This window comes from Chitinophaga alhagiae, from assembly GCF_003568665.1.
Lineage (GTDB): Bacteria > Bacteroidota > Bacteroidia > Chitinophagales > Chitinophagaceae > Chitinophaga > Chitinophaga alhagiae.
In genome coordinates this window covers 1,647,777-1,674,173 of the sequence record NZ_QXMH01000001.1, presented here as the reverse complement: position 1 = coordinate 1,674,173, position 26,397 = coordinate 1,647,777, and the positions used below count along the sequence as shown (strand labels likewise).

General features: G+C 48.1%; 17 protein-coding genes and 1 tRNA gene. 6 read left to right on the top strand and 12 right to left on the bottom strand.

The window, feature by feature from the left end:
• Positions 1-7: 7 nt before the first annotated feature.
• Positions 8-2,017: a S9 family peptidase gene (locus D3A97_RS06635; RefSeq protein WP_119077600.1), complete on the bottom strand. Its 2,010-nt coding sequence runs from the start codon at positions 2,015-2,017 to the stop codon at positions 8-10.
• 91 nt (positions 2,018-2,108) lie between these two features.
• On the opposite strand from D3A97_RS06635, the gene hflX reads away from it, so the two are divergent.
• Complete coding sequence (gene hflX, locus D3A97_RS06630) at positions 2,109-3,299, top strand: GTPase HflX (protein ID WP_119077599.1); 1,191 nt, start codon at positions 2,109-2,111, stop codon at positions 3,297-3,299.
• Positions 3,299-3,637, top strand: coding sequence for a Rieske (2Fe-2S) protein (locus tag D3A97_RS06625; RefSeq protein ID WP_119077598.1), 339 nt, complete (start codon positions 3,299-3,301; stop codon positions 3,635-3,637). The genes hflX and D3A97_RS06625 overlap by 1 nt, the downstream gene beginning before the upstream one ends.
• Positions 3,638-3,774: 137 nt before the next feature.
• Here D3A97_RS06625 and D3A97_RS06620 read toward each other — a convergent pair whose 3' ends face one another.
• The 4 genes from D3A97_RS06620 to susR all read right to left on the bottom strand — a co-directional run bounded on the left by D3A97_RS06620 (position 3,775) and on the right by susR (position 12,777).
• Positions 3,775-6,342 carry a glycoside hydrolase family 31 protein gene (locus tag D3A97_RS06620; protein WP_119077597.1) on the bottom strand — a complete coding sequence of 856 codons (2,568 nt, stop codon included), beginning with the start codon at positions 6,340-6,342 and terminating at the stop codon, positions 3,775-3,777.
• A 96-nt stretch (positions 6,343-6,438) separates the two neighbouring features.
• Positions 6,439-7,983 carry a RagB/SusD family nutrient uptake outer membrane protein gene (locus D3A97_RS06615; RefSeq protein WP_119077596.1) on the bottom strand — a complete coding sequence of 515 codons (1,545 nt, stop codon included), beginning with the start codon at positions 7,981-7,983 and terminating at the stop codon, positions 6,439-6,441.
• 18 nt (positions 7,984-8,001) lie between these two features.
• Positions 8,002-10,956 carry a SusC/RagA family TonB-linked outer membrane protein gene (locus D3A97_RS06610; RefSeq protein ID WP_119077595.1) on the bottom strand — a complete coding sequence of 985 codons (2,955 nt, stop codon included), beginning with the start codon at positions 10,954-10,956 and terminating at the stop codon, positions 8,002-8,004.
• Positions 10,957-11,175: 219 nt separating this feature from the next.
• Complete coding sequence (gene susR / locus D3A97_RS06605; protein WP_119077594.1) at positions 11,176-12,777, bottom strand: SusR family glycan utilization regulator; 1,602 nt, start codon at positions 12,775-12,777, stop codon at positions 11,176-11,178.
• Between the two features lie 137 nt (positions 12,778-12,914).
• Here susR and D3A97_RS06600 point away from each other — a divergent pair.
• Both D3A97_RS06600 and D3A97_RS06595 read left to right on the top strand, forming a co-directional pair.
• A tRNA-Asn gene (locus tag D3A97_RS06600) sits at positions 12,915-12,988 on the top strand.
• Positions 12,989-13,222: 234 nt separating this feature from the next.
• Positions 13,223-14,221, top strand: coding sequence for a HEPN domain-containing protein (locus tag D3A97_RS06595; RefSeq protein ID WP_119077593.1), 999 nt, complete (start codon positions 13,223-13,225; stop codon positions 14,219-14,221).
• A 21-nt stretch (positions 14,222-14,242) separates the two neighbouring features.
• Here the strand turns inward: D3A97_RS06595 and D3A97_RS06590 are convergent, their stop codons facing one another.
• The 5 genes from D3A97_RS06590 to D3A97_RS06570 form a co-directional block, all read right to left on the bottom strand.
• Positions 14,243-15,496, bottom strand: a complete 1,254-nt coding sequence (locus D3A97_RS06590; RefSeq protein ID WP_119077592.1) for a phospholipase D family protein — start codon at positions 15,494-15,496, stop codon at positions 14,243-14,245.
• 134 nt (positions 15,497-15,630) lie between these two features.
• Positions 15,631-17,157 (bottom strand): type I restriction-modification system subunit M, encoded by a 1,527-nt coding sequence (locus tag D3A97_RS06585; RefSeq protein WP_119077591.1) that lies wholly within the window; start codon positions 17,155-17,157, stop codon positions 15,631-15,633.
• Positions 17,154-19,283: a restriction endonuclease subunit S gene (locus D3A97_RS06580; protein WP_119077590.1), complete on the bottom strand. Its 2,130-nt coding sequence runs from the start codon at positions 19,281-19,283 to the stop codon at positions 17,154-17,156. The genes D3A97_RS06585 and D3A97_RS06580 overlap by 4 nt, the downstream gene beginning before the upstream one ends.
• On the bottom strand, positions 19,280-22,102 hold the full coding sequence (locus D3A97_RS06575; protein ID WP_119077589.1) for a type I restriction endonuclease subunit R: 2,823 nt from the start codon (positions 22,100-22,102) through the stop codon (positions 19,280-19,282). Before D3A97_RS06575 ends, D3A97_RS06580 begins: the two co-directional genes overlap by 4 nt.
• A 21-nt stretch (positions 22,103-22,123) precedes the next feature.
• Positions 22,124-22,339 (bottom strand): helix-turn-helix transcriptional regulator, encoded by a 216-nt coding sequence (locus D3A97_RS06570; protein WP_119078464.1) that lies wholly within the window; start codon positions 22,337-22,339, stop codon positions 22,124-22,126.
• Positions 22,340-22,793: 454 nt separating this feature from the next.
• Between D3A97_RS06570 and D3A97_RS06565 the strand changes: the two genes are divergently transcribed.
• The gene (locus D3A97_RS06565; protein WP_119077588.1) at positions 22,794-23,597 is read left to right on the top strand and encodes a sigma-70 family RNA polymerase sigma factor; all 804 of its coding nucleotides are present in this window, start codon (positions 22,794-22,796) and stop codon (positions 23,595-23,597) included.
• Positions 23,594-24,691 carry a hypothetical protein gene (locus D3A97_RS06560; protein WP_157986383.1) on the top strand — a complete coding sequence of 366 codons (1,098 nt, stop codon included), beginning with the start codon at positions 23,594-23,596 and terminating at the stop codon, positions 24,689-24,691. The genes D3A97_RS06565 and D3A97_RS06560 overlap by 4 nt, the downstream gene beginning before the upstream one ends.
• 125 nt (positions 24,692-24,816) lie before the next feature.
• Here D3A97_RS06560 and D3A97_RS06555 read toward each other — a convergent pair whose 3' ends face one another.
• Together D3A97_RS06555 and D3A97_RS06550 are read right to left on the bottom strand one after the other, a co-directional pair.
• Positions 24,817-25,413, bottom strand: coding sequence for a hypothetical protein (locus D3A97_RS06555; protein WP_157986382.1), 597 nt, complete (start codon positions 25,411-25,413; stop codon positions 24,817-24,819).
• A gap of 36 nt (positions 25,414-25,449) precedes the next feature.
• Positions 25,450-26,361, bottom strand: a complete 912-nt coding sequence (locus tag D3A97_RS06550; RefSeq protein WP_119077585.1) for a relaxase/mobilization nuclease domain-containing protein — start codon at positions 26,359-26,361, stop codon at positions 25,450-25,452.
• Between the last annotated feature and the right edge of the window lie 36 nt (positions 26,362-26,397).

Below are 26,397 nucleotides of genomic sequence, written 5' to 3'. Positions count from 1 at the left end.
GTAATTTTTACAAGGTTTCTTTCAGCCAGCCAAAAAATTCCCGCTGCCAGGCAATGGCGTTTTGCGCGCTCAGCACCCAGTGGTTCTCTTCGGGAAAATATACCAGTTTGCTTTTGATGCCTTTCAATTGCGCCACCTGGAAGGCCTGCAGCCCCTGCTCAATGCCTACGCGGAAGTCTATGCCGCCCTGTACGATCATGATGGGCGTGTTCCACCGGTCTACAAAATTGATGGGGTTGAATTGATCATATACTTTGGCGTTCGCTTTATCCCAGTAGGCGCCGATGTCCCAGTTGGCGAACCACAGCTCTTCCGTGGTGCCGTACCAGCTGCGGAGGTCAAACAGCCCGTCGTGCGCAATAAACGTTTTGAACCGTTTTTCATGCACGCCGGCCAGCATAAATACGGAGTACCCGCCATAGCTGGCGCCTACCGCGCCAAGGCGGTCTTTATCCACATAAGGCTCTTTGCTCACGTCATCTATAGCGGCCAGGTAATCCCGGATGGGCTGCCCGCCCCAATCCTTGCTGATGTCTTCATTCCATTTCACCCCGTGGCCCGGCATGCCGCGGCGGTTGGGGGCTACTACAATGTAGCCCTGCGCTGCCATGAGCTGGAAATTCCAGCGGAAGCTGTAAAACTGGCTCACGGCAGATTGCGGGCCGCCCTGGCAGTAGAGCAGCGTGGGATATTTTTTGGCAGGGTCGAAGTCTGGCGGGTAAATTATCCAGGAGAGCAGGTCTTTGCCGTCTGTTGTTTTTGTCCACCGCTCTTCTACCTTGCTTAGCCGCAGATTGTTGTAAATAGTATTGTTTTCCGTGGAGAGCTGCTGCATGGCGCCTGTTTTCAGGTTGACCGTGTACAGTTCAGCGGCATGGTTCATGTCTGCGCGGGTTACTACCAGGGTGTTGCCATGCTGGCCTACAAAACCGTTCACGTCAAATGGCCCTTTGGTTACCTGGCGGATGGCAGGTTTCCGCAGGGGGATCTCGAACAGTTGCTCCGTGCCTTTTACCACCGCCAGAAAATAGATGCTCTTCCCGTCCGCGCTGAAGCGGGCGGCAGATACGGTGCCATCCCAATCTTTGGTGAGGTTGACGGCCTTCCGGGTGTCTGCCTGGTAGAGGATGATGTCATTCTTGTCTGCCTCAAACCCGTCTCTTGCCATGCTGAGCCACAGCAGTTGCCGGCCGCTTTCGTCAAAGGCGGGGGCTACATCGTAGCCCGTCTTCCCTTCGGAAAGATTTTCGGTACGGCCGCTGGCCAGGGTGTACCGGTAAATGTCCGTATTGGTGCTGAGGGCGTAGTCTTTTCCGTGTTTTTTCTTGCACACGTAAATGATGCTGGCGCCGGAGGGGTCCCAGATAAAGTCTTCCGCGCCGCCAAAGGGCATTTGCGGGCAGTCAAACAATTCGTTCTTCATAATGTCTACCGGCTCGCCCACCTGGCCTGTTTGCGCATTATAGGTGGCGTAGAACACATGGTTGTACTTGCCGTCTTCCCAGGTGTCCCAATGGCGGTAGTTGAGCGTTGTATATACCTGCACGTTTGACTTCGGCAGGTCAGGGTAGCGATCTGTTCCGCTTATTTTTTCGAGTTTTACTTCGTTTGAAAAAAGAATGTGGGTGCCTTTGGGAGAAATGCGGATGTTTTGCATGCCGCCTTCCACATTGGTTTTTTGTACGGCATTACCGCCGTCTTTGTCCATCTCCCATAATTGCCCTTTATAGTTATAGGCGATGCGCCCGCCGGGCAATGCCTGCGCGCCTGACTCGGAGCCGGCGCCCTGCGTCAGTTGCCGGGCGGCGCCGCCATTGAGGGCAACGGCGTAGAGGTTACGCTCGCTTTTATTGTCTGCCATATTGTAGCGGGATACCCCGTACAGTACCGTTCCATCTTCCATAACGGCTTCGCCGCCTACCCGCCCCAGCTGCCAGAGCAATTGCGGGTCCATTTTCTGTTGTGCCATGCTTTGTTGAATGAATAAAATACCTGCTACCAGGAGTGTTTTACGCATTGGTGTAGATTTTGTTGTGATGAGCCATAAATGTAGGAAAATTTACCCTACCCGCCGGATTCATTAACTTTGCACAAATTCAAGAGACGCTTTGATAGAAAAACAACAAGTAGTAGACCGGGACGAACAGGCCGTGCTGGTAGGCCTTATTCATAAAGAGCAGACGGATACGCAGGTGCAGGAGTACCTGGACGAGCTGGCTTTTCTGGCGGAAACCGCCGGCGCTGAAGCCGTAAAGCGCTTTACGCAACGGCTGCCCCACCCTGACAGGGCTACCTTTGTAGGCAAGGGCAAGCTGGAAGAGATCAGGCAGTACGTGGTGGGGAAAGACATCAGCCTGGTGATATTTGACGATGAACTGAGCGGCTCGCAGATCGCCAACATCCAGAAGGAGCTGAAGGTAAAGGTGATTGACCGGAGTGACCTTATTCTCGATATTTTTGCCCGCCGCGCCCGCACCGCGCAGGCCAAGGTACAGGTAGAGCTGGCGCAATACCAGTACATTCTGCCCCGCCTCCGCGGTATGTGGACGCACCTTGAACGGCAGAAAGGGGGCATTGGCATGAGAGGCCCCGGTGAAACGGAAATAGAAACGGACCGCCGTATCGTAAAAGACAAAATATCCCTGCTGCGCAAGCGCCTGGCGGAAATAGACAAACAGTCGCTCACCCAGCGGAAAGACCGCGGAGAATACATCCGTGTAGCCCTGGTGGGATACACCAACGTGGGCAAAAGCACCATCATGAACCTGTTGTCTAAAAGCGAAGTATTTGCCGAGAACAAACTTTTTGCCACGCTGGACACTACTACCCGTAAAGTAGTATTTGAACAAACGCCTTTCCTGCTCAGCGATACGGTAGGGTTTATCCGCAAACTGCCGCACCACCTGGTAGAGAGCTTCAAATCCACGCTGGACGAGGTACGCGAAAGCGATATACTGATGCACGTGGTAGACATTTCCCACCCCCAGTACGAAGACCAGATAGAAGTGGTGAACCGCACGCTCACCGAGCTGAAGGCGCTGGACAAGCCCACCATTCTTATTTTCAATAAAATGGACCTGTATGAGGCCCAGACCTTTGACGAGTGGCTGACGGACGAAGTGAAGCAAGACATTCTGCAGCAGCTTAAAGGAAGCTGGGAGCACCGCACCCATGGCAACAGCGTATTCATTTCCGCTACCGAAAGGCGCAATATTGACGAACTGCGCAAAACCATACTGGACAAGGTGGTGCAGCTCTACCGCGAGCGCTACCCCTACAAATCCGAATATTTCTTTTAATGGCCAAACAATACAACTGGTACCGCCTCGGTGACGAGCAGGTGGCGGCAGAAAAGCATATTACCGTACATGAAGTGAACGGTAAAAAGATCTGTTTCACCCGCCATGAGGGCCAGCTGTACGCATTTGCCTACAAATGCCCGCATGCCGGCGGCATTATGGCAGACGGGCATATAGACGATAAAGGCAACGTGACCTGCCCGCTGCACCGCTACCGCTTTAACATAAAGAACGGCTATAACAGCAGCGGCGAGGGTTTTTACCTCAAAACGTACCCGGTGGAGCTGCGGGAGGAAGGGGTGTTTGTGGGGCTGGAGAAAAGCTGGCTGGGCTGGTAACAGGTAACCGGTGTTTGAGAAGAAAGGCGCGGTTTGACCGGCCGGCCGCTGTTGTAACGCATGGACCGCATAAAACACAAAACCGGTCAAAGCAATGCTCTGACCGGCGGGCCCTTCAATGGATGAGCGCTGTTCTGCTATAAATGGATGATGATCTTTTCGCTCCCGTTCGGGATAACGGCCTTCCGCACTTTACAACTGATCTCCGGGTTAGCCTCCCCCTGCGGGTCAAAGCGGGAGATAGGCTGTATGAAGGCCACGGTGCTTTGCTGAAGCGCCTCCTCCCGGCCGTTCACCGTTATTTTTTCCTGCCCCTCAAAACCGTGCAGTATAAGCTGGATGTGCCGGAACCGGGAGGAGCGCCGGCCGGTGGGCGGCTCCAGCGTAAGGGTACCGGGCTCAAACCGGATGAGGCGTTTGTAAAACCCTTCCTTTTCATAGTCGTACGTTTCCCCGTCATCTTCATAGTATTCAAACCCGTTCTTCACGGCGCCGTTGTAAATGTGGAGGAACAGCGTGTCTGCCGGCTTTTCTCCCGTATGCTGCACCAGTGACTGCGTGGGGATAATGCTGCTTTCCCTTACGTAAACAGGCAGCTGATGAAAGGAAAGGCCCAGCATCTTTTCCCGGCCGCCTTCTTCCGGGGCATCGTCATACAGGCTATACCACCGGCCTTTGGGGAAATACATGGGCGCATAGTTTTCCCTGCTCTCAAACGGCGCCACCAGTATGGACGGGCCAAAACAGAACTGGTTCTGGAAGCGGGCATCATACACCCTGGGGTCATGCGTGTCTGTCAGCGCCAGTGTGCGCATAACGGGCAACCCCGTTTGCGATGCCGTATAAAAGCTGGCGTACAGGTAAGGCAGCAGGCGGTAGCGCAGGTTGATGTAGTTGCGGCAGATTTCCAGCACCTCTTCGCCAAACGCCCACGGCTCCGCGGACTTGGTATTGACGCCGGTGTGGCTGCGGCAGTAGGGAATGAACGCGCCTATTTGCATCCAGCGGGCATACAGGCTGGGTGTAGGGTTGCCGGTGAAACCGCCTATGTCCATGCCGGAAAAGGGCACGCCGCTGAGGCCCAGGCTGTTCAGCAGGCGCACGCCCAGCAGCATGTGGTCTTCTTCCGAGCGGTTGTCTCCCGTCCAGATGGCGGCGTAGCGCTGCAGGCCGGCATAACCGGCGCGGGTGAGTATAAAGGGGCGTTTGTTGGGCGCCACGCTGCGCGCGCCTTCGTAGCTGGCGCGTATCATTTGCAGGCCGTATACGTTGTGTGCCTGCAGGTGTGTAACAGGCTGGCCTTCAAAATTGAACAGCACATTGTTGGGCATGTGCTGGCCCCAGGTGGCAATTTCGTTCATGTCGTTCCACAGGCCGGACACACCGGCATTGGCATACGCCCTGATCTGCTGCTGCCACCACTCCCGGCCCTTTGCGCCGGTAAAGTCAGGGAAATGGCACCAACCGGGCCATACCTGCCCTGTGTAGGGCTGCCCGTCGCTGTATTTGATGAACACATCGGCCCGCAGGCCGCTTTCATACGCATGGTAGCCTTTTTCCACCTTGATGCCGGGGTCTACTATCACCGTGGTCTTAAAGCCCATTTCGCCGAGGCGGGCATTCATGCCGGCCGGGTCGGGAAAACGGGTACTGTTCCAGGTGAACAGTTTGTAAGCGTCCATGTAATGAATATCTAGCGTAATGCCGTCTGCCGGCACCTGTTTTTCCCGGAGGGTTTGCGCAATGCGGTACACTTCCGTATCAGGGTAATAACTGTAGCGGTTCTGCTGGTAGCCGAGGCTCCAGAGCGGCGGCATGGGCATGCGGCCGGTAAGGCCGGTGTAGGAAGAAACAATGCCGGCTACGTCTTTATGGTAAATAAAATAATAGTTCATTTCCCCGCCCGCCGCGCCGAAAGATGAAAAGCGGTTATTGCTGGCGCCGAAATTGAAATAGCTGCGGAAGGTGTTATCGAAAAATATCCCGTAGCTCATGCCGTGGTGTACGCCTATGTAAAAGGGAATGGTGGCGTAAATGGGGTCTTGCCCGGTAGTGTAGCCATAGGCATCCGTATTCCAGTTGGTATAGGCATTGCCCCTGCGGTCAAGGTTGCCCGTTTTTTCTCCCAAACCAATGAACCGCTCGCCTTCCTGCATGGTTTTGTAAGTGGTTACCTCTTCTCCTATCCAGGAGGTGCCCAGGCCCGGTTCATCCGCATTGATGACGGTACCATCCGGCCGGGAAAAGGTAATGGCGAATGGCTTTTTGGCAATGCGCACCGTGAGGGATTCTGTTTCCACTGTTACCGCTTCCGCATTTTGCGTGATGCGGGGCGTGAACGGAGCGGGTTTTGCCACAACGGCGTAGGAGAAGTCCCTGCCGGGCGCCTGTTTGTCCATCCGCACGCGGATCACGGAAGGGCTGTACGCAGTGATGCAGGCATATCCGTTTTGTGTGGCGAGCCGCACTTCCTGCGGCTGTATGTTTACTGAGGTGACATTGCCGGGGCCGAGGACCTGCTGGGCATGGGCGGTGGCGCAGAGCAGCAGCAGCGAAATTACAGGTGCGCATAATAGCCGGCCCGGCGGGTAGTTGTCCCGCAGCGGTACCAACTTGGGCGCAAATAAATGATGGTGCAGGTGTAGCGGGCCATCCACACATACAAAATGTTTCAGCAACAGCCGGGTGATGGATCTGAAAATCATATAGGCATTCTTTTTTTATGGCTACCGGCAAAGAAGGCCCACCGGGAAGCACTGTGGTGCCTCCCGGGTGGACAGACTGCCTGGAGAAGCAGGTCTTTAATAACCAGGATTCTGTTTTAGATTGGGGTTAACAGCCAGATCGTTTACAGGTATCGGAAACAGCAGGTACGTAGGGTCTGTTTTCGACTTGAGCTGCCAGGGCTGCAGGAATTTGTTGAAGCGGATCAGGTCTTGCCGGCGAAAGCCTTCCCAGTAAAATTCCCTGCCGCGCTCATCCAGCAATACGTCCAGGTTGACGCTGGCTAGCGGGGTGGCCTTGCGTTTCACGCGCAGCTCGTTCACAATGGCCAGCGCCCCCGCGCCGCCGCTGCGGAGCAGGGCTTCCGCCTTCATCAGCATCACGTCCGCATAGCGGAAAAACACCCAGTCGTTACTGGCATTGTTGGTGTTGGAGCCGTTGAGCGTTACCATATCCGGCGGGTATTTCACTACGCGGATGCCTTTTACTTCCAGGTCGTTACCGGTTTCCTGCAGCTTGATCTCGCGGGTGAAAATGAGGAGGTTGTCTTTACGGTCTTTGAGCGCTACGCCGTCTTTGTTATACTGCTGCCCTAACAGAAAGCCCACGCGCAGCCCTGTTACTTCGGTAACGCCGGGGTAAGCGCCGCCACGGCGGGTATCTACCGCTTCAAACTTGTCGTAAAAGTCAGACACGGTGGTGAACCCGTTCCAGCCGCCCGGCGTTTGCGCATAGTGCAGTGTGGGCGCCCAGTGGCAGAACGCCGCATTGCCGCCGCGCACCGTGCTGGCGCCGGGACCGTTTTCCTGCGTGAATATCAGTTCTTTGGACAGTACGTTGTTGTTATACGCAAAGTTGTCGAAGTAATTATCCGCCAGCGCATATTGCCCGCCAGCCGCGATCTCGTTGGCAAGCGTGATCACCTTTTGCATGTCTGCCGCGTCAAAAGTGGGCGCGTTGCGGGTAATAAAGGCCCCTTTGTTCAGGTAACATTTCATGAGCAGCGTTTTGGCTGCATCCTTGTTTGCTACAAAAGCCGCTACGGCGCTGCGTTCCGGCAGGTCGGGAATAATTTCCGTCAGTTCCTGGATGATCAGCTCCATGCCTTCCGCCGGTTCCAATACAGCCGGGGGCAGCAACAGGTTATCTTCCGGTTTGCGGTAGGGTACCTGGCCCCAGCCGTCCAGCACGGAAAACATAGACAAGGCCCTGAGGAAGCGGGCTTCCGCCGCCTGCCGGGGAGTGGGGCTGAAGTTGAGCACGTTGGTGGCATTGAACTGCAGCAACAGCAGGTTGCGGAAGCTGTTGGCCACCTGGATGTGCTCGGGCGTCCAGTCGTGCGTTTTCAACGCCCGCCAGGCGCCATTATCGTCCCAGTCGCCGCCGCGGGTGGGGGCCACCGCTTCGTCTGAAGGCATGGTCTGCAGCGACCAGAAGTTGGACTGGTCCTGGTAAGGCAGTTGCAGCGCATCGTACGCAGATTTCAACAGTGACGGTACTTTGATAACAGAGTCTGCCTCACTTTTGGTAATGGTGGAAGCCAGTTTTTCATCCAGCTTGGTGCAGGCGGTCAAAGCGGACCCTATCAGCAACAAGCAAGCTATTTTTTTATAGAAGGTCATAGTAGTAGTTTTTAGTGTTTACAGAGACAGCGTGATGCCCAGTATAATGTTCCGGGCCGTGGGGTAAGGAGAATACTCGATGCCGAAAGACGTTACGCCGTTGATGCTTTTGTCTGTATTCACTTCCGGGTCAAAGCCGCTGTATTTGGTGATCACAAAAAGGTTCTGGCCGGTGAGGGAGAGGTTCACGTTCTTGAATACGCCGCCAATGTTGCCCACATTGTAGTTGAGGGACACGTTAGACATTTTCAGGAAGTTGGCCTTTTCCAGGTAACGGTCAGAGGTGGTAATGGGGTTGGAAGGATTTTCCCCGTTGCCCAGCAATGCCTTTGCAATGTTGCGGGAGCCCAGGTTGTTGATGGGCAGCACCGTATTGGCCGTGTTGTTGTACACATAATGCCCGAAGGCGCCGTTCATGTTGATGGTGAGCCACCATTTTTTGAAGCCCAGCTCCGTGGTGAGACCCAGCAGTTGTTTGGGGTTCGGGTCTCCGGCGTAATACATGGTATTGCCGTTGTTTTCATAAATGCCCTGCCCGTCCTTATCAAAACCCTGGAATTTGCGCACGTAAAACACATTGAGCGGATGCCCGTTGGCAAAGCGCTGCACGGAGGCGTCAGAAACGCCCTGCCCGCTGATGGAACCGGTGAGCACGTTGGGACCGGTGTAATGCTGCAGTTCGTTTTTGATGAACGTAGCATTTACGCCCAGCATCCAGGAGAATTTTCTGCCGCGGATGATCTCTCCTTTTACCGCCAGCTCCACCCCTTTGTTGATGACCTCGCCCGGCAGGTTGATCCAGTAAAAGGATGCCGGGGCGGGGAGAATGCTGGGGAAGTTGAACAGCAGGTCAGACGTTTTTTTATGGAAATAGTCTACGTTGCCGGAGAGGCGGTTGTTCAGCATATAAAAATCTACCCCCGCGTTGAGCTGGTTGGACTTTTCCCACTTCAGATCGGGGTTGGCCACGTTGGAGAGGTTAGCGCTGCCGCTTGCGCCCAGCACATACTGCTCCTGCGCGGCGCCGGCCGGGAACTCCTGGTTGCCGGTAATGCCCCAGCCCAGGCGCAGGGCCAGTTGCTGGAAGAGGCTGCCGCCTTTCAGGAAACTTTCATTATGGATATTCCATTTGGCCGCAAAGGAGGGGAAGTAACCGTATTTGTTGTTAGACCCGAATTTGCTGGAGCCATCTGCCCGCAGGGTGGCAGTGAGCAGGTATTTGTCTTGCAGGTTAGCCGTAACCCTGCCGAACATGGACTGCAGCTCGGAGTTAGGGTTTACGTAAGCGCTCATGAACGTGTTGGCCTGGCTGGCGTTTTGCAGAATGCTGGTGTAGGGCAGCGCGTCTGTAGAGAAACCCAGCGCCCCGAGGTCTACCCCCTGAAAGTTGAAATCCTGGTATTCGTAACCCAGCACCGCGTTCAGGTTAAAGGCGGCGCTGATCTGTTTGTTGTAGCTGAGGGTATGGGTGAAGAGCTTGGTGGTCAGCTCCGCATTGCCATAGTAGGCCTGGCCGAGGTCCTGCACCCCTTCCAGGTTGATGAAAGACTGGATCTGCGCGCGGCGGATGCCGGTCTGGCGGTTGATGGAGAACAGGAAGCGGTACTCCAGGTCATCCGTGATCTTGAAGTAGGGCGAAACATTGCCGAGTATGTAGGAGATGCTTGACTTGTCGTCCCAGGCCTCAGACATGGCCAGCGGGTTCACCGGCGAGTTTTTGGCCAGCAGGTGGAAGGAGCCGTCTGCGTTCAGGATGGGCGTGGTAGGGTTCCATTGCAGGGCCTGCGCAATAAGGCTGCCCGTAAAGCCCGCGTTGTTGGTAATAGGCGCCAGTTGTTCTACCGTTTGGGCGGCCATTACATTAAAATCTATGCCCAGCCGTTTGCTTTCCAGGAATTTGAATTGCCCGGAGAGGTTGCCCGTATATTTTTTCAGGCCTGATTTGCGCACAATGCCTTGCTGGTCCATCAGGCCAAAGGAGGCGCGGTATTTGGCATTATCGTTGCCGCCGCTGATGGCCAGGCTGTAGTTTTGGGTAACACCGTTGCGGAGAATTTCCTTCATGCCGTCGCTATTGCCGCCATCATCCCCGCCGGAGGAGTTGTATTGTTTCAGGGCCTCGCGGTACCCGGCGGCGTTCAGCACTTCCAGTTGTTTCATGATGTTGCTGACGCCTACGGAGTAGCCGAAATCCAGCTTGGCCGGCCCGGTCTGCGCTTTTTTGGTGGAGATGATGATAACGCCGTTAGAGCCGCGGGAGCCGTAGATAGCCGTGGCGGAGGCATCTTTCAGCACTTCCATGGAAGCAATATCCGCCGCGTTCACAAAGTTGAGGGGGTTGGCATCCGGCATCTGGCCCAGATTGTTGGCGTTGATGTTGGGGCGGGCCACCCTGCCGTCTAGCGGTACGCCATCTATCACGTACAGCGGCTGGTTGCCGGAGCGTACGGAGGAGTTGCCGCGGATGCGTACGGTAGCCGCCGCGCCCGGCGCCCCGTTGTTGTTCACCACCATAAGGCCCGCTACCTTGCCCTGTATGAGCTGGTCCGGCGCGTTGGTGATGCCGCGGTTAAAATCTTTGGCTTTCAGGGAGGCAACCGCGCCGGTGAGGTCTTTTTTCCGGGCAATGCCGTAGCCTACCACCACCACGTCTGTCAACGTGGTGTTTTCCGGCTGCAGGGAAACGGTTACGTTGGAAGAGGCGGTAACGTCTACCTCCTGCTGGGCGTAGCCGATGAAAGAAATTACGAGGGTGGTGGCCGAAACCGGCACGTTCATTTTGAACAGCCCGCCGGCGTCTGACACGGTGCCGGTGTTGGTGCCTTTTACGGAGATGGTGGCGCCGGGTATGGGCTCGCCTTTTTCATCCGTAATTTTCCCGGTAACGGGTTTTGTCTGGGCTAAAACTGTCGGAGCGAGCAAGAAAAGCAGCGAACAGAACAGCAGCGCTTTGAGTAGTCGCATTTTGGTCATAACGTAGTGATTTTGAGATTTAGGTTTTGGATAAGTACATCACTGTACGCGGAATCAGTTTTTGGTTGAATTATCCAAAGTAAACGGGTCTTGCAACCGTTGCCAATTAGTATAGCCGGAGTATAGAAATTAAAGGGGGAAATGCGGGGTTATGGCGATGCAGTAGTTTGTTTATCAGTCAGTTGTAAATAAATATAAATTTCCTTAATATAGGTAAATTTATATCTTGATCTGCATGATCCTGTTTTCAAATTCATCGTTGGGAACGATGGATTTGTTCCGGATCTTGGTTTTATAGGCGTAAATGGTGTTGACGGAATATTCCAGGATGCGGGCAATTTTTTCGTTTTCGCTGATGCCGATGCGGAAGAGGGCGTAGATGCGGAGATCGGTATTCAGCAGCTCATTGTCTTTCAGCCTGACCTGGTCCTCTTCCCGGAAGAAGGAATTGAACTCCGCTACAAAGTTGGGGAATATCTTCAGGAAGATGCGGTCAAAGTTCCGGAACAGCTCTTCCCTTTCCTGTTTGATATTGATGTTATTGACAATAAAGCGGATCTCCGCCGGCTTATGGTCGTTCAGCTTGCCGTCTACCTGGTTTTTGAGCTTTTCGATCTTCTCAATGTAGGCCGATGCGATGTGAAAGCAGTAGCCGATGTATTCTTCTTTTATCTTGTTGGATTCCAGCAGTTTATCGTTGATTTCCCGTTGGCGGTGATGAGCGCGGGTAATGATGTTCTGCGCGGTTTTGAGTTTTCTGACCTGTTTAAGGATGATGTAAGACAGCACAATGGAGGCCGCCAGCAGAAAGGTGGCGATGCCGAGGTAAACGAACAGGCGGTTTTTCTGGCTTTCCACCGCGCTGAAGCGTTCCCCTTCAATGATGGGAAGAATGGCGCTTACCTGCACCTTGCGCTGGCGGGCGCCGTAAAAGGTGGCATCCGCAATAGCCCGCTCAATGTAGCGGGAGGCGTTTTTGATATCGCCCGTCTGGAAGAGCAGGGAGGCCAGGTTAAAAGCGGCCGTGGTCTCTTTGATGGAGCCTTTTGCATCAGCCATGGCGGAGCCGGCCAGCAGTTCAACCGCCTTATCGTATTCTTTTTTGATAACATATATGTTGCCGAGGTTGGCATTGATCATGGCCTGCTCGTGAAAGCTGAGGCCGGGGAGGGCAATGGTGCGGTTGAGGTAATGCAGCGCGCTGTCCAGGTTGCCCTGTTTAAAGAACTTGTACCCCAGGCAGCTGAGGCGCTGGAAGTGGTTTTCCGGATAGAGGGCCACGGCAGAATCCGTATACCGGGCCGCTTCGCGGAGGTAGTGGGGAGAATAATGTTGATCGTTTACATAGTCTGCCAGGTCGTAATAATAGCGGCGCATCAGCACAAAAAACTCCGCCCGCATGGAATCCGGCAGGTGGCGGGTACGCAGGGTATCCATCAGCTCGCCCGTTTCCCGGAACATGCCTGAAGAGAGGAGAATGAAGCCCAGCTTTATTCTGGCGTAGAGAAGGCGTTGCGGGTCCTGCAGTTTTTCCGCTATTTTCTGCAGCTGTTGGGCGTAAGAAAAGGCGGAATCATAGTTGTAGGCTTTATATGCTTCGCAGAGGAGGAGGCAGGCATCGTATTCTTGCTGCGGCGCCTGGGCGCGGGAATAAGCGTTTTTCAGTTGCTGGAGGGAGGCTTTTTTGGCGGCATCAAATTCGCCGGTTTTGGCAATGGTGAGGTTGAGTTCGCGGAGGAGGCTGTCCGTACGGTTACTGGCCTGCACTCCCGTTCCCGTGGAAGCAAGGGTAAAAAATAGGCTAAGCAGAATCCATTTCATAATATCACTGGCTGTATAAAGATATCAGAAATAGGGCTGTTTAGAAAAAAAGATGAATTAGATTTTGCAGAAATAAAAATTTGTCTATTTTTGCAATCCCAATTTGCGATTGAGATTCAATTGGTAAAAGGGAAAATTCCTCCTTAGCTCAGTTGGTTAGAGCATCTGACTGTTAATCAGAGGGTCGTTGGTTCAAGTCCAACAGGGGGAGCTTGGTTATCAAACATTTAATAGGTCACTTCGGTGACCTATTTTATTTTTTGCCAACAATTTGCCAGCAGCGTGGTCGTGAGGTAGAGACTTACTATTGTAAATTACAGAATTATTATTAATGCCGCATTGTGATAACGAGCCATAGGCTAGGAATAGTATCGGTGTAGGCTTTAGAGCCAATAGGGAAACGCCAATTAAAACGTTATTCAAAGGGCATCGTAATTATTTTCCAATGAAAAGAAAATTCTACAAGGTTATTGTTTTTTGTAGTAACCCTATAACCGGATTTTTTCGATTTAAAGATATTTTCCAATTATATCCATTAGAATCAAAGAACGCACCAAAATCAGATAAGGTAAAACAATACCCATTTATACTGGAATTCTGGATCGATCACAAGCCCGATGCACCAATTCCCGACGACCTTTCTGAAATAGAAGACTATGTGAGGCAGTCTACTGAAGTAATAAATGCTCAGAAAGAACTTCTATCATTATTATCCGCTTTAACAAATTATCGATTTTATTATCCCACTCCAGATATTAAATGGTTTATTGCATTACCGGACGACATACCGCCAGAGGAATATAATAAAAGTAAGTGTGAACCAGGGTTACAGGCGTATTGGTATCCAGAGATTAGGCAAGAAAATAGCATTGTGAGTTTCTCACCACAACAGCACAATGAAATAAAAAGGATAAAACAGCCGGACTATTACATCGACTTAGATTTATCAGGGAGCAATGAAGTAATTTTTCCGGAGCATATTGATACTGCTCTTCATAACTACTATCTCCTTAATGCTCTTTCTAGGAAAACTATAAATTCCGCTTCTACTCTTATAAGCAATGGCCTAGACCTACGGCTATCTATGAAGAGTATTTCATACGTTTCCTTTATATCTAGCATTGAAACGATGGTGAGCTATGAATATAAAGATGTTAAACCTGTGAATTGCGAAAGCTGTGGCAATTCTAATTATTCTGTAATGAAAAAATTTAGGGAATATATTCTTAAGTACGCTATAGATAATGAAGCCACTAAAAAGAAGATAACTGAAATTTATGGACTTCGCTCCAAAATTGCCCACACAGGTTTACTTCTTTTAGGAGATAATGAAATTGACTGGTCTAACGATCAAGTAAAAAATGAACAGTGGCAGCTACATATAGAGGTCATGCAATTGAGTCGAATCTGTTTAATAAACTGGCTACTTATAGAACCAAAATAGATGACGTGTACCTATTTACTGTTATTTATTCAGGCTATTATCTTTAATCAAATTGTAAATTGGAATAAATCTTCCAAAGACATCTAAAATTGTTTCTACAATATTAGTTTTGCTCAGTTCTGCTGTGCCTAATTTGAAATTCTTCCCAATAGTAAAATAGTAATTACGCCAATTATCATGGGTAGTGAATTCCCATAAAGCCTCTGGGGTTTCAAAATCCAACACTGGTTTAGTATCTCCTGCGATTTCAATCCAGAAAGAGTCGCCTAATTGTTTGATTAGGTTAAAAAAGGTTGATCTGAATTGAATTTCTCTCATTCGAAGCGCGAAATTTTCGCGATCAATTTGTCCAGCTCCTTGTTTGCCTGGCATCAACCAAATTCCAATTTCATTGTAGCGTACAATTACTTGCATACGCATAAAAAGCAGTGGAGTGGCCCAATCCCCATATTCTTTTAATTCTTGCCTATTTCGTCCATATGCAATCCATAAAGCTTTCACATTAAAGTCATGATGAAAGTGATTTTCAATATGCGCAACTATATGTTCATTTTCATAATGTGGATATATTGACCATTCGCGTGGAAATGCAGCAACTAATAGATCATTCAATTCAAATAGTTTTCGGCGGACCTCACTTCTTTCACCTAAAATTTCCACTGTTTCAAGGTGAGTTTTTCCTGGCTCAAAAGCTTGATGATCACTCTTGATGAAAAGCTGACCCGAAAAATCAATATTGTTGATGTTAAACGTATTATTTAATAGATCCAGTAACTGCTTAGTGTTTGATTGCAGCTCTTTCTGTTTTGGCAAATTTGCGAAGTAGATTTGGGAATAGACTTCCAAAAATTTATTAGTAATATCAACAGCTTCATCAAACCAAGAATCGAATTTCTCCTTTAATTTTTGACAGATTATTTGATCAGTAATTTTAATAAATAGTTCTTCGTTCTCATGCCATCCCCCGTTAGTAAAGTTACCTGAGCCCACAAAAGCTATCCAATCATTATTAGTTTTAAATAAGTATAGTTTAGGGTGGAAAAATTTCCTTGTGTAGGCTTTAGCCCGGACAAAGTTACTTTCCTTCAGTTTCTGTAAAACCTTTGGGGGCGTAGGCAAATGTATTCCTGTAATTAGCGCAATATTTGCTTTTGGTGAAACATTACGCATGAAAAAATCAAATTTATTATCTGTCACCATACCCACGGCGATGTAGACATCAGTTATGCTCTCTTTTATTTTGTTAAACTCAATAGTTATTTTATTAGCGATCATCTATATGTATCGTGTTTAGTATTACCATATCCAAAATTGAATGGATGCATTAGTATGGTTACAATCTAAATTAATGATACTATTCTTCAAAATAATTATTGTCCAGTTTTCTTCCGTTTTTGTCATCAATTACTTCAATTCGCCTCCATGTCCTTTAAATCATCTAGTAACTGTCGGAAGTTTCCGAGCCCTGATTCAATGTTGTCAATTATTTCTAATGCCAGCACATCAGGATCAGGAAGGTTGTCCAAATCGGTTAGGCTTTTATCCTTAATCCAGAAAATATCCAAACTGGTTTTATCTCGAGCTAAAATATCATCATAGCTGAATTTACGCCATCTCCCGTCAGAATTAGAATCGCTCCAGGTTTCTTTACGTTTATAAATATTGGATGCATTGTAGCATTTAACAAAATCATCGAGATCGGCTTCTGTTAATGGCTTCTTCTTTAAGGTGTGGTGTACATTGGTCCGATAATCGTAAATCCAAAGCTCTTTGGTAGCGTTCTCTTTTCCTCCCCGCTTATTTTTGAAGAACAATACATTGGCCTTTACGCCCTGGGCATAAAATATTCCCGTAGGTAAACGTAGAATGGTATGCAGCTCAGTAGTCTTAAGTAATTGCTTTCGTATTTCCTCACCTGCGCCACCCTCGAACAAAACATTGTCTGGCAACACTACCGCCGCTTCACCATCTATACTCAAAAGCGTTTTGATATGCTGTAGGAAATTTAGTTGCTTGTTGCTGGTGGTCTCCCAAAAGTCCTGACGATTATAGCTCAGGTCTTCTTGTTCCAGTTCGCCTTCTTCGTTGGTTATCGTGATGCTGCTTTTCTTTCCAAATGGTGGATTGGCCAACACATAGTGGTAAGTTTGTTTAGGTTCCGATATCAATGCATCTCCTGAATCAATTAGAGGCTCCTTGTCAATCTCCCCAATACCATGCAGATACAAGTTCATCAAGCACATACGTCGTGTACTTGCAACGATCTCATTGCCATGAAACGTTTGATTCTTTAGAAATTCCTTCTCGTCTTTATCTAACTTGTTGTTTTCCGTGATCCAGTCGTAAGCTGCTAAAAAAAAACCACCCGATCCGCAGGAAGGATCAGCAATTGTCCTTAACGGCTTGGGCTGAATACATTTCACCATTGTTTTTATTAGCGCTCGTGGGGTAAAGTATTGCCCTGCACCAGATTTTACGTCTTCCGCATTCTTCTCCAACAGCCCTTCATAAATCCGACCCTTAACATCGGCACCAAGCAACATCCAATTCTCTTTCTCTATCATGCTGATAACACGCTGTAATTTAGCCGGATCTTGGATTTTATTCTGGCTCTTAACATAAATTTGGCCCAGCATTCCCTTTTCAGTGGAAAGAGTACGTAATAACTGAGTATAAAATGCTTCAAGCTCTGCCCCATTTTTATTAGTAAGATTCTGCCAGTTGCACACTTCCCCTTTCGGTATTTCTTTTCCAGCAACATCCTTCAACCTGGGCAGGTGGAGTTTTTTACTGTAGGGTGGTTTGTTAAGCTCATCTATCATTTTTAAAAACAACAGGTAAGTGATCTGCTCAAGGTAATCACCATAACCTACTCCATCATCACGCATTACATTGGCCAGGTTCCATATTTTTGATATTATTGTTGCGTCTGTCATTTCTTCTTTTTTAAAGGTGATGGTACAAGTAGCCCGTAACCAGTGGGAATTAAATTGACTTCTTTTTTCCTTAGCCAATTAATAGCATTGAAAAAACGCTCTCGCGAGATTTTCAATTTACGGGCAGACCAGTTCTCCCTGGATTCGGTAACTATTTCTTCATCGGAAGGATTACTATTCCCCAATATGATCAGGTTATTCCATCCTGCATACGTAGTTGCCGCAATTTCTGCCTGTTCCAGGTCAAATTGCAGGAATACTTGAAGCAGTGCATTCACCTTATCATTTTGGTCAATAGAGAGGGAGTTTTCAAATTTATGAATTACACTATCAATTTGATTCCCCGATAAATATGTATAACCAATATTGTTTTTCTTAATCTTGAAAAAACCGGCTTTGATGGCGCGGCTTTCCACCTTCTTCAGATGTGGATAATCATCCGGCCCAGCGGCATCTTTTACAGGTTGACGGCCTAGCGGAACCTGCGCATGGTACTCTACTAAATGGGCAATCTTCTCGCATTTTATATGACTTAGTTTATCCCTATGATCCGGATTTGTTTCATGCAGTTTTATAATCTTAGCAATAAGCCCTGCGTGAATATCGGAGGAAATTTTGGGCGCCTTAACGATTACAGGTTTTATTTCTTGCGAGGAAGTTATTTTCTTATTTATGGTCTTAACATTTCCCTTTTCTTCTTTAATTCTTTCGAGTAGCGCCGAAGCTGGTTCATAATCCGGCTCTTTTTTGCAGGCCGCTATTTCCGCTCGGGTAAGCAATTCTCCGGCAAATGCTTTTTTTAGAATGCTTTGTCGCAAGGCTTCTGATTCTTGCAGGCTGGCATTTATTTGTTGCTCAAGTGTATCGCAAATGGATAACCGGGCTTCTATTTCCTTGACAATCTGTAGCTGTTCTTCAGGTGGAGGGATTGACAACTCGAACTGTCTGATATCATTTTGGAATAGATGGGGAGTTGCGCTGCCGGTGATCCTTTCAGAAACTATTTTCTGCAAATCAGGGCCAAGAAATAAATAATATAGAAAGTCTTGATTCAAAATTTCCATACCCCTAATTACTAAAACGGAGGAATTTACAGTGGCTTTATTCGGCAAATTCTTAACAATGCCTAATTTTCCGATACCTGCACCGTCCTTGCAAAGTAAAACATCCCCCTCTTCTAATTGAATTTCCGGGCTTTCTTGATATCTCTCAATGGATATATGAAATGCCTCATTGTAATCAACGTATTTTCCATGATTTAAAGAATGTACACTTAAGAAAAGTGGACCTTCTTTCTGATATTCATCTTTTTTAAGACCTCTCCACCCTATTCGTGCGGCTATGTACACTAGTTTGTCGAGCGTGCCGCGGGCCCAAGTTGAAATATTTGGATCAACACTGAACTTGAAGTCGTGCGACAATTTGTTATGGTATATTGAGCCTTTTTTATAGCCGCTACTCATGCGTTTTTTTGAAATATCTTTCAGGAATTCAAAAGCTGGAGTCAATCCCTTGTCTTTCCTCCATTTTCTTGTTAGTTTTCCCTCAAACGCCTTTTTCAACACGGCCTGCCGGTATACTTCCAACTGTTCCTGAGCCTTTTTCAGATCTGCAATACCTGCATCTAATGCTGAGAATAATTGTTCTATTTTTTTTACGATGGCACGTTGTTCAGGAAGTGGAGGAAGCGCGATATGCAAACTTTTCAAAATAGTTTGACTTATATTTGGCTGTGCTCCGCCAATAGCTTGTTTAAGTAAAAAAGGTCTTTTGCTGTGAAGCAGGTGATAAGTAAATTTTGTATAAACATACGGGGTTTCAAAAATGCCACAAACTGCCTGATTTGTGGCTGCATCGATACCTAGTACAGCTATCCTTCCAATCGTTGCCCCATATAGAGCAATTAAAATCGTCCCTTTCGGAAATACTTTAGCGCTTGAATTTTGTATCGCCTCCCCAGTAATATGCTCATCTGCTGAAATGATAACATTACTTTTTAGTTCCCCAGATTTAACCCAAGGAATATTTCCATTATAATAATGTGCATGTTTTCGGTTGGGAGTACCACCTGATGTAGTGTCCAGTATATCTTCTAATTTACATTCTATCCAATCCCGTTTCATCATGCTGCCAACGCTTCGTTTAATTCGTTAATAATCTGATCCATTTCATTACCAAACAATTGATACATCCTACCACGGCCACCGCGGGCGTCAAAAGGAGTATAATCCAGGTCATCCAATTCAATATGGTAGGAACTTATGATGTGGTCTTTGATCATACGGAGCCAGTCCATTTGCTCCTGTGTAAAACGGTTATGCTGACCGGCATTCTGCGCAAAAATCCACTTTTTGAAATTGTCGTCAATAGTCTTATCATAAGGCCGTAGCTCTTTATCAATGCCACAAATCCGGCGTATCAGCGAGACCAATGCGGTTAGCTCATCTTTCGGACAGTCTCCATTGGTCTTTTCTATGATAGCAAATGCATCCCAAACGTAGGCTGGGGCAAGCATCGGTTTTTCTAACTTTATTTTTTCCATCACTTCTTTGATCATCTTAAAGGTTATTTCCCGCCGATTGTAAGGCTGGTTGTAAAAAATACTTAACGCCTTTATTTCGTCTTTATTGGCTTCTAGGTAGGCAGTAAAATCGGTTATTAGATTTTGGGCAGCATCCATGGATGTTTTATTCCATTCGGCTTTTAGCACCGTATCCAAGTTAATGTGATCAATGATCTGGTCGTGTTGGCGACGTACCGTATCTATGTATTCGTTCAGTCTACCATTAAAAAGCAGCGAGGCTTCTTTTGCCAATACCTTTTGTGCATCCTGCCTTGCCTGTTCCTCCATTGCTGGGCTGCGGTCTACCGGCGGAGTCTGTTCAATAATTGCTTTTGCCCTTGTCTCGATCACATCTGGATCCCAGGCATCTATCAGCATTTTTGTGAGCTGCTTCAGGGTTCTGCCATTGGCGTATTCCTGGAGCTTTACGGCTTCAGTTTCGGTAAGCTGTTTATCCAACCGTATCAACCTGTTCGCCAAAGAAAGGAACACATCTTCCTCGTTTACCCCCATTGTTACCGCCTGCAAAAGATCTTTTAAAGCTACTGTAGGCTGACGTTCCAGGGGACGGCTATCCGTTTTCTTTGATTTAATAGCGCCGACTGCATCTACAATCACAAAATGAGTTTTGATATCTGCGGTCTTAGTAACCAGTTGGAGTTTATCCGGCGGAATAGTTCGGGTACCACGCCCTTTCATCTGCTCAAAGTAATTGATGCTTTTTACATCCCGCATAAATAGAAGCACCTCCAGGGGCTTTACGTCAGTACCAGTAGCTATCATATCCACCGTAACGGCTATGCGTGGATAATAGTCATTGCGGAAGCGGTTTAATACCGACTTGGGATCCTCTTCTATCTTATAGGTCACTTTTTTACAGAAGTCGTTGCTTTCATCAAATTCCTCCCGAACAATTTGAATGATGTCATCTGCGTGACTGTCCGTTTTGGCGAAAATGAGTGTTTTCGGCACTTCGTATTCCCCATTTTCATCGATACGTTTCGGAAAAATATCTTTTCTCAGCGCCTCTTTATATGCTTTGATGATCGTGCGTATTTGGCTGGGGTTAACAACTTTCTTATCAAGATCATTTTTGTAATACTCGGTGTCTTCGTCTTCTTGTTGCCATCTTTTTGCCCGCGAGAGTTTGTCCCGACGGTCTACAAACCACCCTTTTTTCACTTTAGCTCCTTTTTGAGAGATATGAGTTTCAATCTCGTAAACATCATAAGGTACATTTACACCGTCAATCACAGATTCTTCATAAGTGTACTGGCTTACTACATTTTCATTAAAGAAACCAAAGGTGCGTTTGTCGGGGGTAGCGGTCAACCCAATCAGAAAAGCATCGAAATAGTCGAGTACCTGCTTCCATAAATTGTAAATAGAACGGTGGCATTCATCTATGATAATGAAATCAAACTGTTCAATCGGCACTTTAGGATTGTACACAACGGGCAACGGATCCTTTTTATTAAGATGCTGCTGCAGCCAGGAGCCGCTTTCATTGGGATTAGTTTCATCAGCAAACTCATCCATTTCTTCGCCTTTAAGAATGGAGTACATTCGTTGAATGGTAGAAATGCAAACCTGGCTTTCATTTGCAATGTAAGTTGACGCGAGTCGCTGAACATTATACAGCTCGGTAAATTTTCTATTATCATCATTTGGCTGATAGGCCATAAACTCCTGTTCCGCCTGTTCGCCAAGGTTTTTGGTATCTACAAGAAACAATATCCGTTTAGCTTTGGCAAATTTCAATAACCGGTAGATGAAAGTGGCTGCTGTAAATGTCTTGCCCGCGCCTGTCGCCATCTGGATCAATGCGCGGGGGCGATTTCCTTTAAAAGATTTTTCTAGGTTATTGATGGCAACAATTTGTGCTGGGCGCAGGCCGGTTTCATCCAATTTAGGAAAATCTGCAAAACGGCCCCGGAGACTTTTTTCTTTTTTGGACCATTCCAGCAGCGTTTCTGGACGATGAAAAGAAAATACACTGCGGCCACGCGGTTTGGGATCGGTATAATCTGTAAATCTGGTAAGCACACCGGTGCTTTCATAGATATATTTCAGCCCCTCTGTGTTTGTGAAAAATTTGAGGTGGGCGGTTGCATAGTCGGCAGATTGATCTTCTACAACCGTTAATCGGTGTCCATCATCTTCTTTTTTGGCCTCAATTAACCCCAGTGGTTGTTGACCTACGAACAAAACGTAATCCGCTGGGCCAACACTTGTCTGATACTCCCTGATTGCGATTCCTAAACCCGCACTAAAATCAATACGTTTCTTAGACTGAACGATCCAGCCCGCATCCATAAGCATACGATCAATTCGGTCTCGGGCTATTTGTTCCGGGTTTTGGTTAGTGGATATTTCAGACATAGACAAAAAAGGGGAATACGATTACATTTTCTTTTTACTAATTAATAACTCGCAAACATTTACCTCCAATGCTTCTGCAATATCAAATAAGGTCTCCAATGTAGGTTGTTGATCATTAGTACACCATTTTGAAATGGTGCTCTTATTTTTACCTAATTTCTCAGCAAGCCATAAGTTCGTTTTATCCTTGTCGGCTAATACGCTCTTTATTCTATTCAATGTCCGTTTTTCAACCATATAATAGCGAATTTCACCATTAAGTAGGCAATATAAGAACCTCAAATAATTCATTCTGAGCAGATAAAAGCTAAAAAACAGAATTAAATTTCCTAATAACGATATTATATTTCTGAAATTCGGAACTATTTACTATCTTCGTTATTATCCATATTTTTTTGTTTATGAAGACTCATTCATCTACCAACAGCACATAGTTGCTTCAAAATATAATAATTAAGCGTATTTGCTTTAGTTCTCGCACTGAAAACTGCGACCTTTCAAGAATCCGAGAATAGGGTAAATCGCTCACGTTTTCCTTTATATCTTTAAAGGCAAAGGCGTGGGCGTTCTTATTCGGATTCAGGGTGTCGCAGCCCTTCAGTGCGGTAAGGACCAACCCACGTCTTCTTTATGCGTTGGGCAGCACCGGTCCTTACGGGCTTACATTACTTACTGACAAGCTGCCGACGCCATGAATCACTACATAACCACGAATACTCCGGAAAACGAGTCATACTTCCTCCTTTATCAAAAAGGCCAGGAGGGAGCCTTCACCTATATATATGAGCATCTCTACAAACCGGTTCTATATTACGCCAATCGCATAACAGGGGATGAATTCGCCAATCACACCATTGTCCAGGAAGCCTTTCTCCGCGCCTGGCAGTTCCGGGAGTGCATGACCAGCATGTTGCACCTGTTCCGCTTCATCCGGTTATGTACCCGATGGGGTTGTTATGACTATTTCCGGCAACCGGCAAACCGGTTCTACAGTCAACTTATACATCCTGAATACCTTGAGGATCATAAGGCAGCGGCATACGATCCTGATAAGGAGGAAGATCTTGCAGGCCTTTCCAATACGGAGCAGGAAAGAATTAACCTGGTAAAGGACGCCATTCCCTACCTGCCGGGTAACCGCCAAACCATCATGACGCTTTACTTCCGCTATGGCCTCAGCCTAAAGGAAATTGCCAGCCGCTTTGCCGCACCTTACCAACAAATCAGCCAGGAGGTGCAGGAAAGTATTAATGCATTAAAAAAAATGATCCTGCGAATAAAGCTACCGGAACCCACCTACCAGATCGCCTCTGGCAGTTCACCACCCTCTCATTGGAGTAAGCTACTCAATGATCTCCAAATAAAAGTCTGCCAGTTAAGGCTAGAGCGACAATACAGTTTTGACAGGATTGCCCAGGAGTTACATATTCCCCTTTGGCAAGCCCTGAAAGAGTACGTGTCAGCTCAAGAAATCCTCAAACCTGCAAAGCGATGAAGGAAAACAAGGTAGTGCTGACCCGGAAAATCCAACTATTGATCCATTCGGAAGATCCCGCAGTGAAGCGCCAAACGCGGGAAACTTTCTGGCGATGGCAGCGAATGGTCCACCGGGCCGCCAATTTCATCTACACCCACCAGTTCATCCAGGAACAGGTCAAGGACTTATTCTATTTCACGGATGAAGTACGGGTAAGACTGGCGGACATAAAGAAAGATAAGGACGGCATTCTCACGATGTCGCAGATCGGAACTACCTACCAGTTGCTCAGCCGGTATTTCAAAGGACAAATGCCCATGAGCATCCTGGGGTGCCTGAATAAAATACTGGTGTTTAGCTTCAGCAAGGAAAGGGACAGGCTTTGGAAAGGGGAGCGGTCACTCAGGAGTTTCCGACGGGATATTCCGATGCCAATCGCCCCTACTGACCTCCGCCAGATAAAACAGGAAGACGGCGGTCGGTTTTATACCTGCCAGATATTTGGCCACACCTTCCGCCTGTATTTTGGAAAAAAGGGCGGTGACAAGCGGGCGATCTGGGAAGCCGCCCTCAGAGGAGAGTATAAACTGTGCACCAGCTCCATCCAGGTGGAAGAGCACAAGTTCTTCCTGCTGGCGACGTTCGAGGTTTCAAAAGAGGATCATGCCCTTCATCCGGAAGTAGTGGCCGAAGCCACCCTATCGATGGAAATTCCGATCCGGGTAAAAATCGGGCGGCATAGCTATTCCATCGGCACCAAAGAAGATTTCCTGTACCGGCGGCTGGCCATTCAAAAAGCGCTTCATCGCTGCCAGCAATCCGCCACCTATAACCGGTCAAAGAACGGCTTAACCCGGAAACTGCAAAATCTGGAGCATTACCGGGGCGCGGAAAAGCGGTATGTGAACTATAAACTGCACGTTTACAGTCGCCGGTTGATCAACCTATGCCTGAAGCACCGGGTTGCCACCCTACTGCTTACCGGTCAGCAAGGGAAGGAAGCCGCCGCAAAGGAGGAAGAATTTTTGCTGCGCAACTGGAGTTATTACAGCCTGAAGGACAAAATTGCCTACAAAGCCAACAAAGCGGGCATTGCCCTGGTTGTAGAATAGTGCCCGGCGAAATATTATTACGAGGGTGCTTGTACACCCGTAGCGTGAGGCCTCGATGCACTCACGGAGCATTTTAATAATAATGCATACAACGCGTGGGTTCTCTTGTTTAGAGTAGGCAATTACTACTTTTTAGCCCTCTGGCGAAGCTGCTCGGCCTCCGCTTCTTTGCGGTTCGCTTCATCGAGCATTTCCAGGCGGCGGTGCTTTTCCGCTTCCTTAGAAAGCACGCTGTCCCGGAAATAGTCAGGCTGCGCTCTTTGCAAACTATCTGTGAAATGCAGCAGGTGGACCACCTGCTTGTTGTCGATAAGTTGCAAATAGCGGTATTTAATATCATTGTCACGGAAGTCGTTTAGCCAGGAAGCAGAGAGATACCACCCGGTGCTTACAAGGCATAACATGAGGAATAAGCCTACGGTCGCCCAGGCAACCTTGGGGAAATGATGATGGTGATTTTGCACCTGCGGCCGTGAAAGGGCAGTGATTGTGTCCCGCAATGTCTGGTCCAGGCGCTGGTGCAGATTTGACTGCTCGGGTAGATGGATTAATAATTGATTAATGGGACCGCCGGCTTGGGTGAGGTGATTGAGCGCGCCTTTCAATGCTGATAACTGGCTCATAGTTTCCTGCAAGGCGCTGATTTGTTGGTCGTGTTGTTCTAATTTATTCGTGTGACCTTCACTGATCTCGGTCAGGGTGGTCAAAAGATGCTCATTCATGGTTTGAATTTTTGGCATTTAAAATACTGTTCTGATCTAGCGCAGTCTTTTACGCTTCTTCTTTTTACGAGCTTCGCGCAACAAGTCGGGGTTAACACCCTGCGGTACATACTCCGGCTTCATAAGATCCGATAGCAGGCTACCGGTTGATTGCAGCATTATATTCTCAAGTTCCTGGGCCAGTTGAATAGCCGGATTGGAAGTATTAGAAACGCCAGGCCCGGATAACGGTATTGGATTCGTCGCTCCCATAGCCTGGATTGGATTTTGCCGCTGACCCTGTGAAAGCGTCTTTTCAAGGTTGCCCAATGAGAAGTTCCGGTCTACTTTGCTGCCCTTGAAAACATCCTTCTCCAGGCGAAAACTGATGCCTTGCCGCTCCTGGGTCTGTCCTTTAAACTTGTACAGTACCTCAATGCCATAAGTTTTGAGGCGGGCTTCCAGCTCTTCCAGGTTCCGGCATTTCGTGAGGCTTTCCATGATAGCCGTATAGATTTTGTAACGGTTGGCTTCGGACTGGTCGAGCGCTTCCTGGTGAGTGAGGTCCAGGTTTTTCCTTTCGGCTACGATGAGCCCGTGTTTCAGGGTAAGCTGTTGGGCGGCTTTTTTTCCTCTCAACCCGATATGATTGTCTTTGATACTCCGGGCGTCGTTGTTCACCATATTAGCGATGAGATGCACATGCAGGTGCGCTTTGTCGGTATGTTTGGTAATGGCAAACTGGGTATTGGAGATGCCAATTTCCTGCAGGTACGCCCTTGCGATGGCAACGATCCTGGAATCCTCCGGCTTTTCATGGGGATGAAAGCTCAGTACCGCGTGGAAACAAGCCTGCTTTTTAGTAGGTCGTTGGGCGGCCTGGCCGATGAAATCTTCCGCCATCAGCTTGTAGTCATACCCGCGCACTCCCTCCGTCGCCAGCACTTCTGCGCCTTGTTTGTTACACATATACCGGCAGGCATGGTAAAAGCTATGTCCATCGAA

Excerpts from the sequence above, each read along its gene's own strand:
- D3A97_RS06635 (WP_119077600.1), bottom strand. The coding sequence starts at position 2,017 with ATGCGTAAAACACTCCTGGTAGCAGGTATTTTATTCATTCAACAAAGC.
- D3A97_RS06625 (WP_119077598.1), top strand. The coding sequence starts at position 3,299 with ATGGCCAAACAATACAACTGGTACCGCCTCGGTGACGAGCAGGTGGCG.
- D3A97_RS06620 (WP_119077597.1), bottom strand. The coding sequence starts at position 6,342 with ATGATTTTCAGATCCATCACCCGGCTGTTGCTGAAACATTTTGTATGT.
- D3A97_RS06615 (WP_119077596.1), bottom strand. The coding sequence starts at position 7,983 with ATGACCTTCTATAAAAAAATAGCTTGCTTGTTGCTGATAGGGTCCGCT.
- D3A97_RS06610 (WP_119077595.1), bottom strand. The coding sequence starts at position 10,956 with ATGACCAAAATGCGACTACTCAAAGCGCTGCTGTTCTGTTCGCTGCTT.
- susR (WP_119077594.1), bottom strand. The coding sequence starts at position 12,777 with ATGAAATGGATTCTGCTTAGCCTATTTTTTACCCTTGCTTCCACGGGA.
- D3A97_RS06595 (WP_119077593.1), top strand. The coding sequence starts at position 13,223 with ATGAAAAGAAAATTCTACAAGGTTATTGTTTTTTGTAGTAACCCTATA.
- D3A97_RS06590 (WP_119077592.1), bottom strand. The coding sequence starts at position 15,496 with ATGATCGCTAATAAAATAACTATTGAGTTTAACAAAATAAAAGAGAGC.
- D3A97_RS06585 (WP_119077591.1), bottom strand. The coding sequence starts at position 17,157 with ATGACAGACGCAACAATAATATCAAAAATATGGAACCTGGCCAATGTA.
- D3A97_RS06580 (WP_119077590.1), bottom strand. The coding sequence starts at position 19,283 with ATGATGAAACGGGATTGGATAGAATGTAAATTAGAAGATATACTGGAC.
- D3A97_RS06575 (WP_119077589.1), bottom strand. The coding sequence starts at position 22,102 with ATGTCTGAAATATCCACTAACCAAAACCCGGAACAAATAGCCCGAGAC.
- D3A97_RS06570 (WP_119078464.1), bottom strand. The coding sequence starts at position 22,339 with ATGGTTGAAAAACGGACATTGAATAGAATAAAGAGCGTATTAGCCGAC.
- D3A97_RS06565 (WP_119077588.1), top strand. The coding sequence starts at position 22,794 with ATGAATCACTACATAACCACGAATACTCCGGAAAACGAGTCATACTTC.
- D3A97_RS06560 (WP_157986383.1), top strand. The coding sequence starts at position 23,594 with ATGAAGGAAAACAAGGTAGTGCTGACCCGGAAAATCCAACTATTGATC.
- D3A97_RS06555 (WP_157986382.1), bottom strand. The coding sequence starts at position 25,413 with ATGAATGAGCATCTTTTGACCACCCTGACCGAGATCAGTGAAGGTCAC.
- D3A97_RS06550 (WP_119077585.1), bottom strand. The coding sequence starts at position 26,361 with ATGTGTAACAAACAAGGCGCAGAAGTGCTGGCGACGGAGGGAGTGCGC.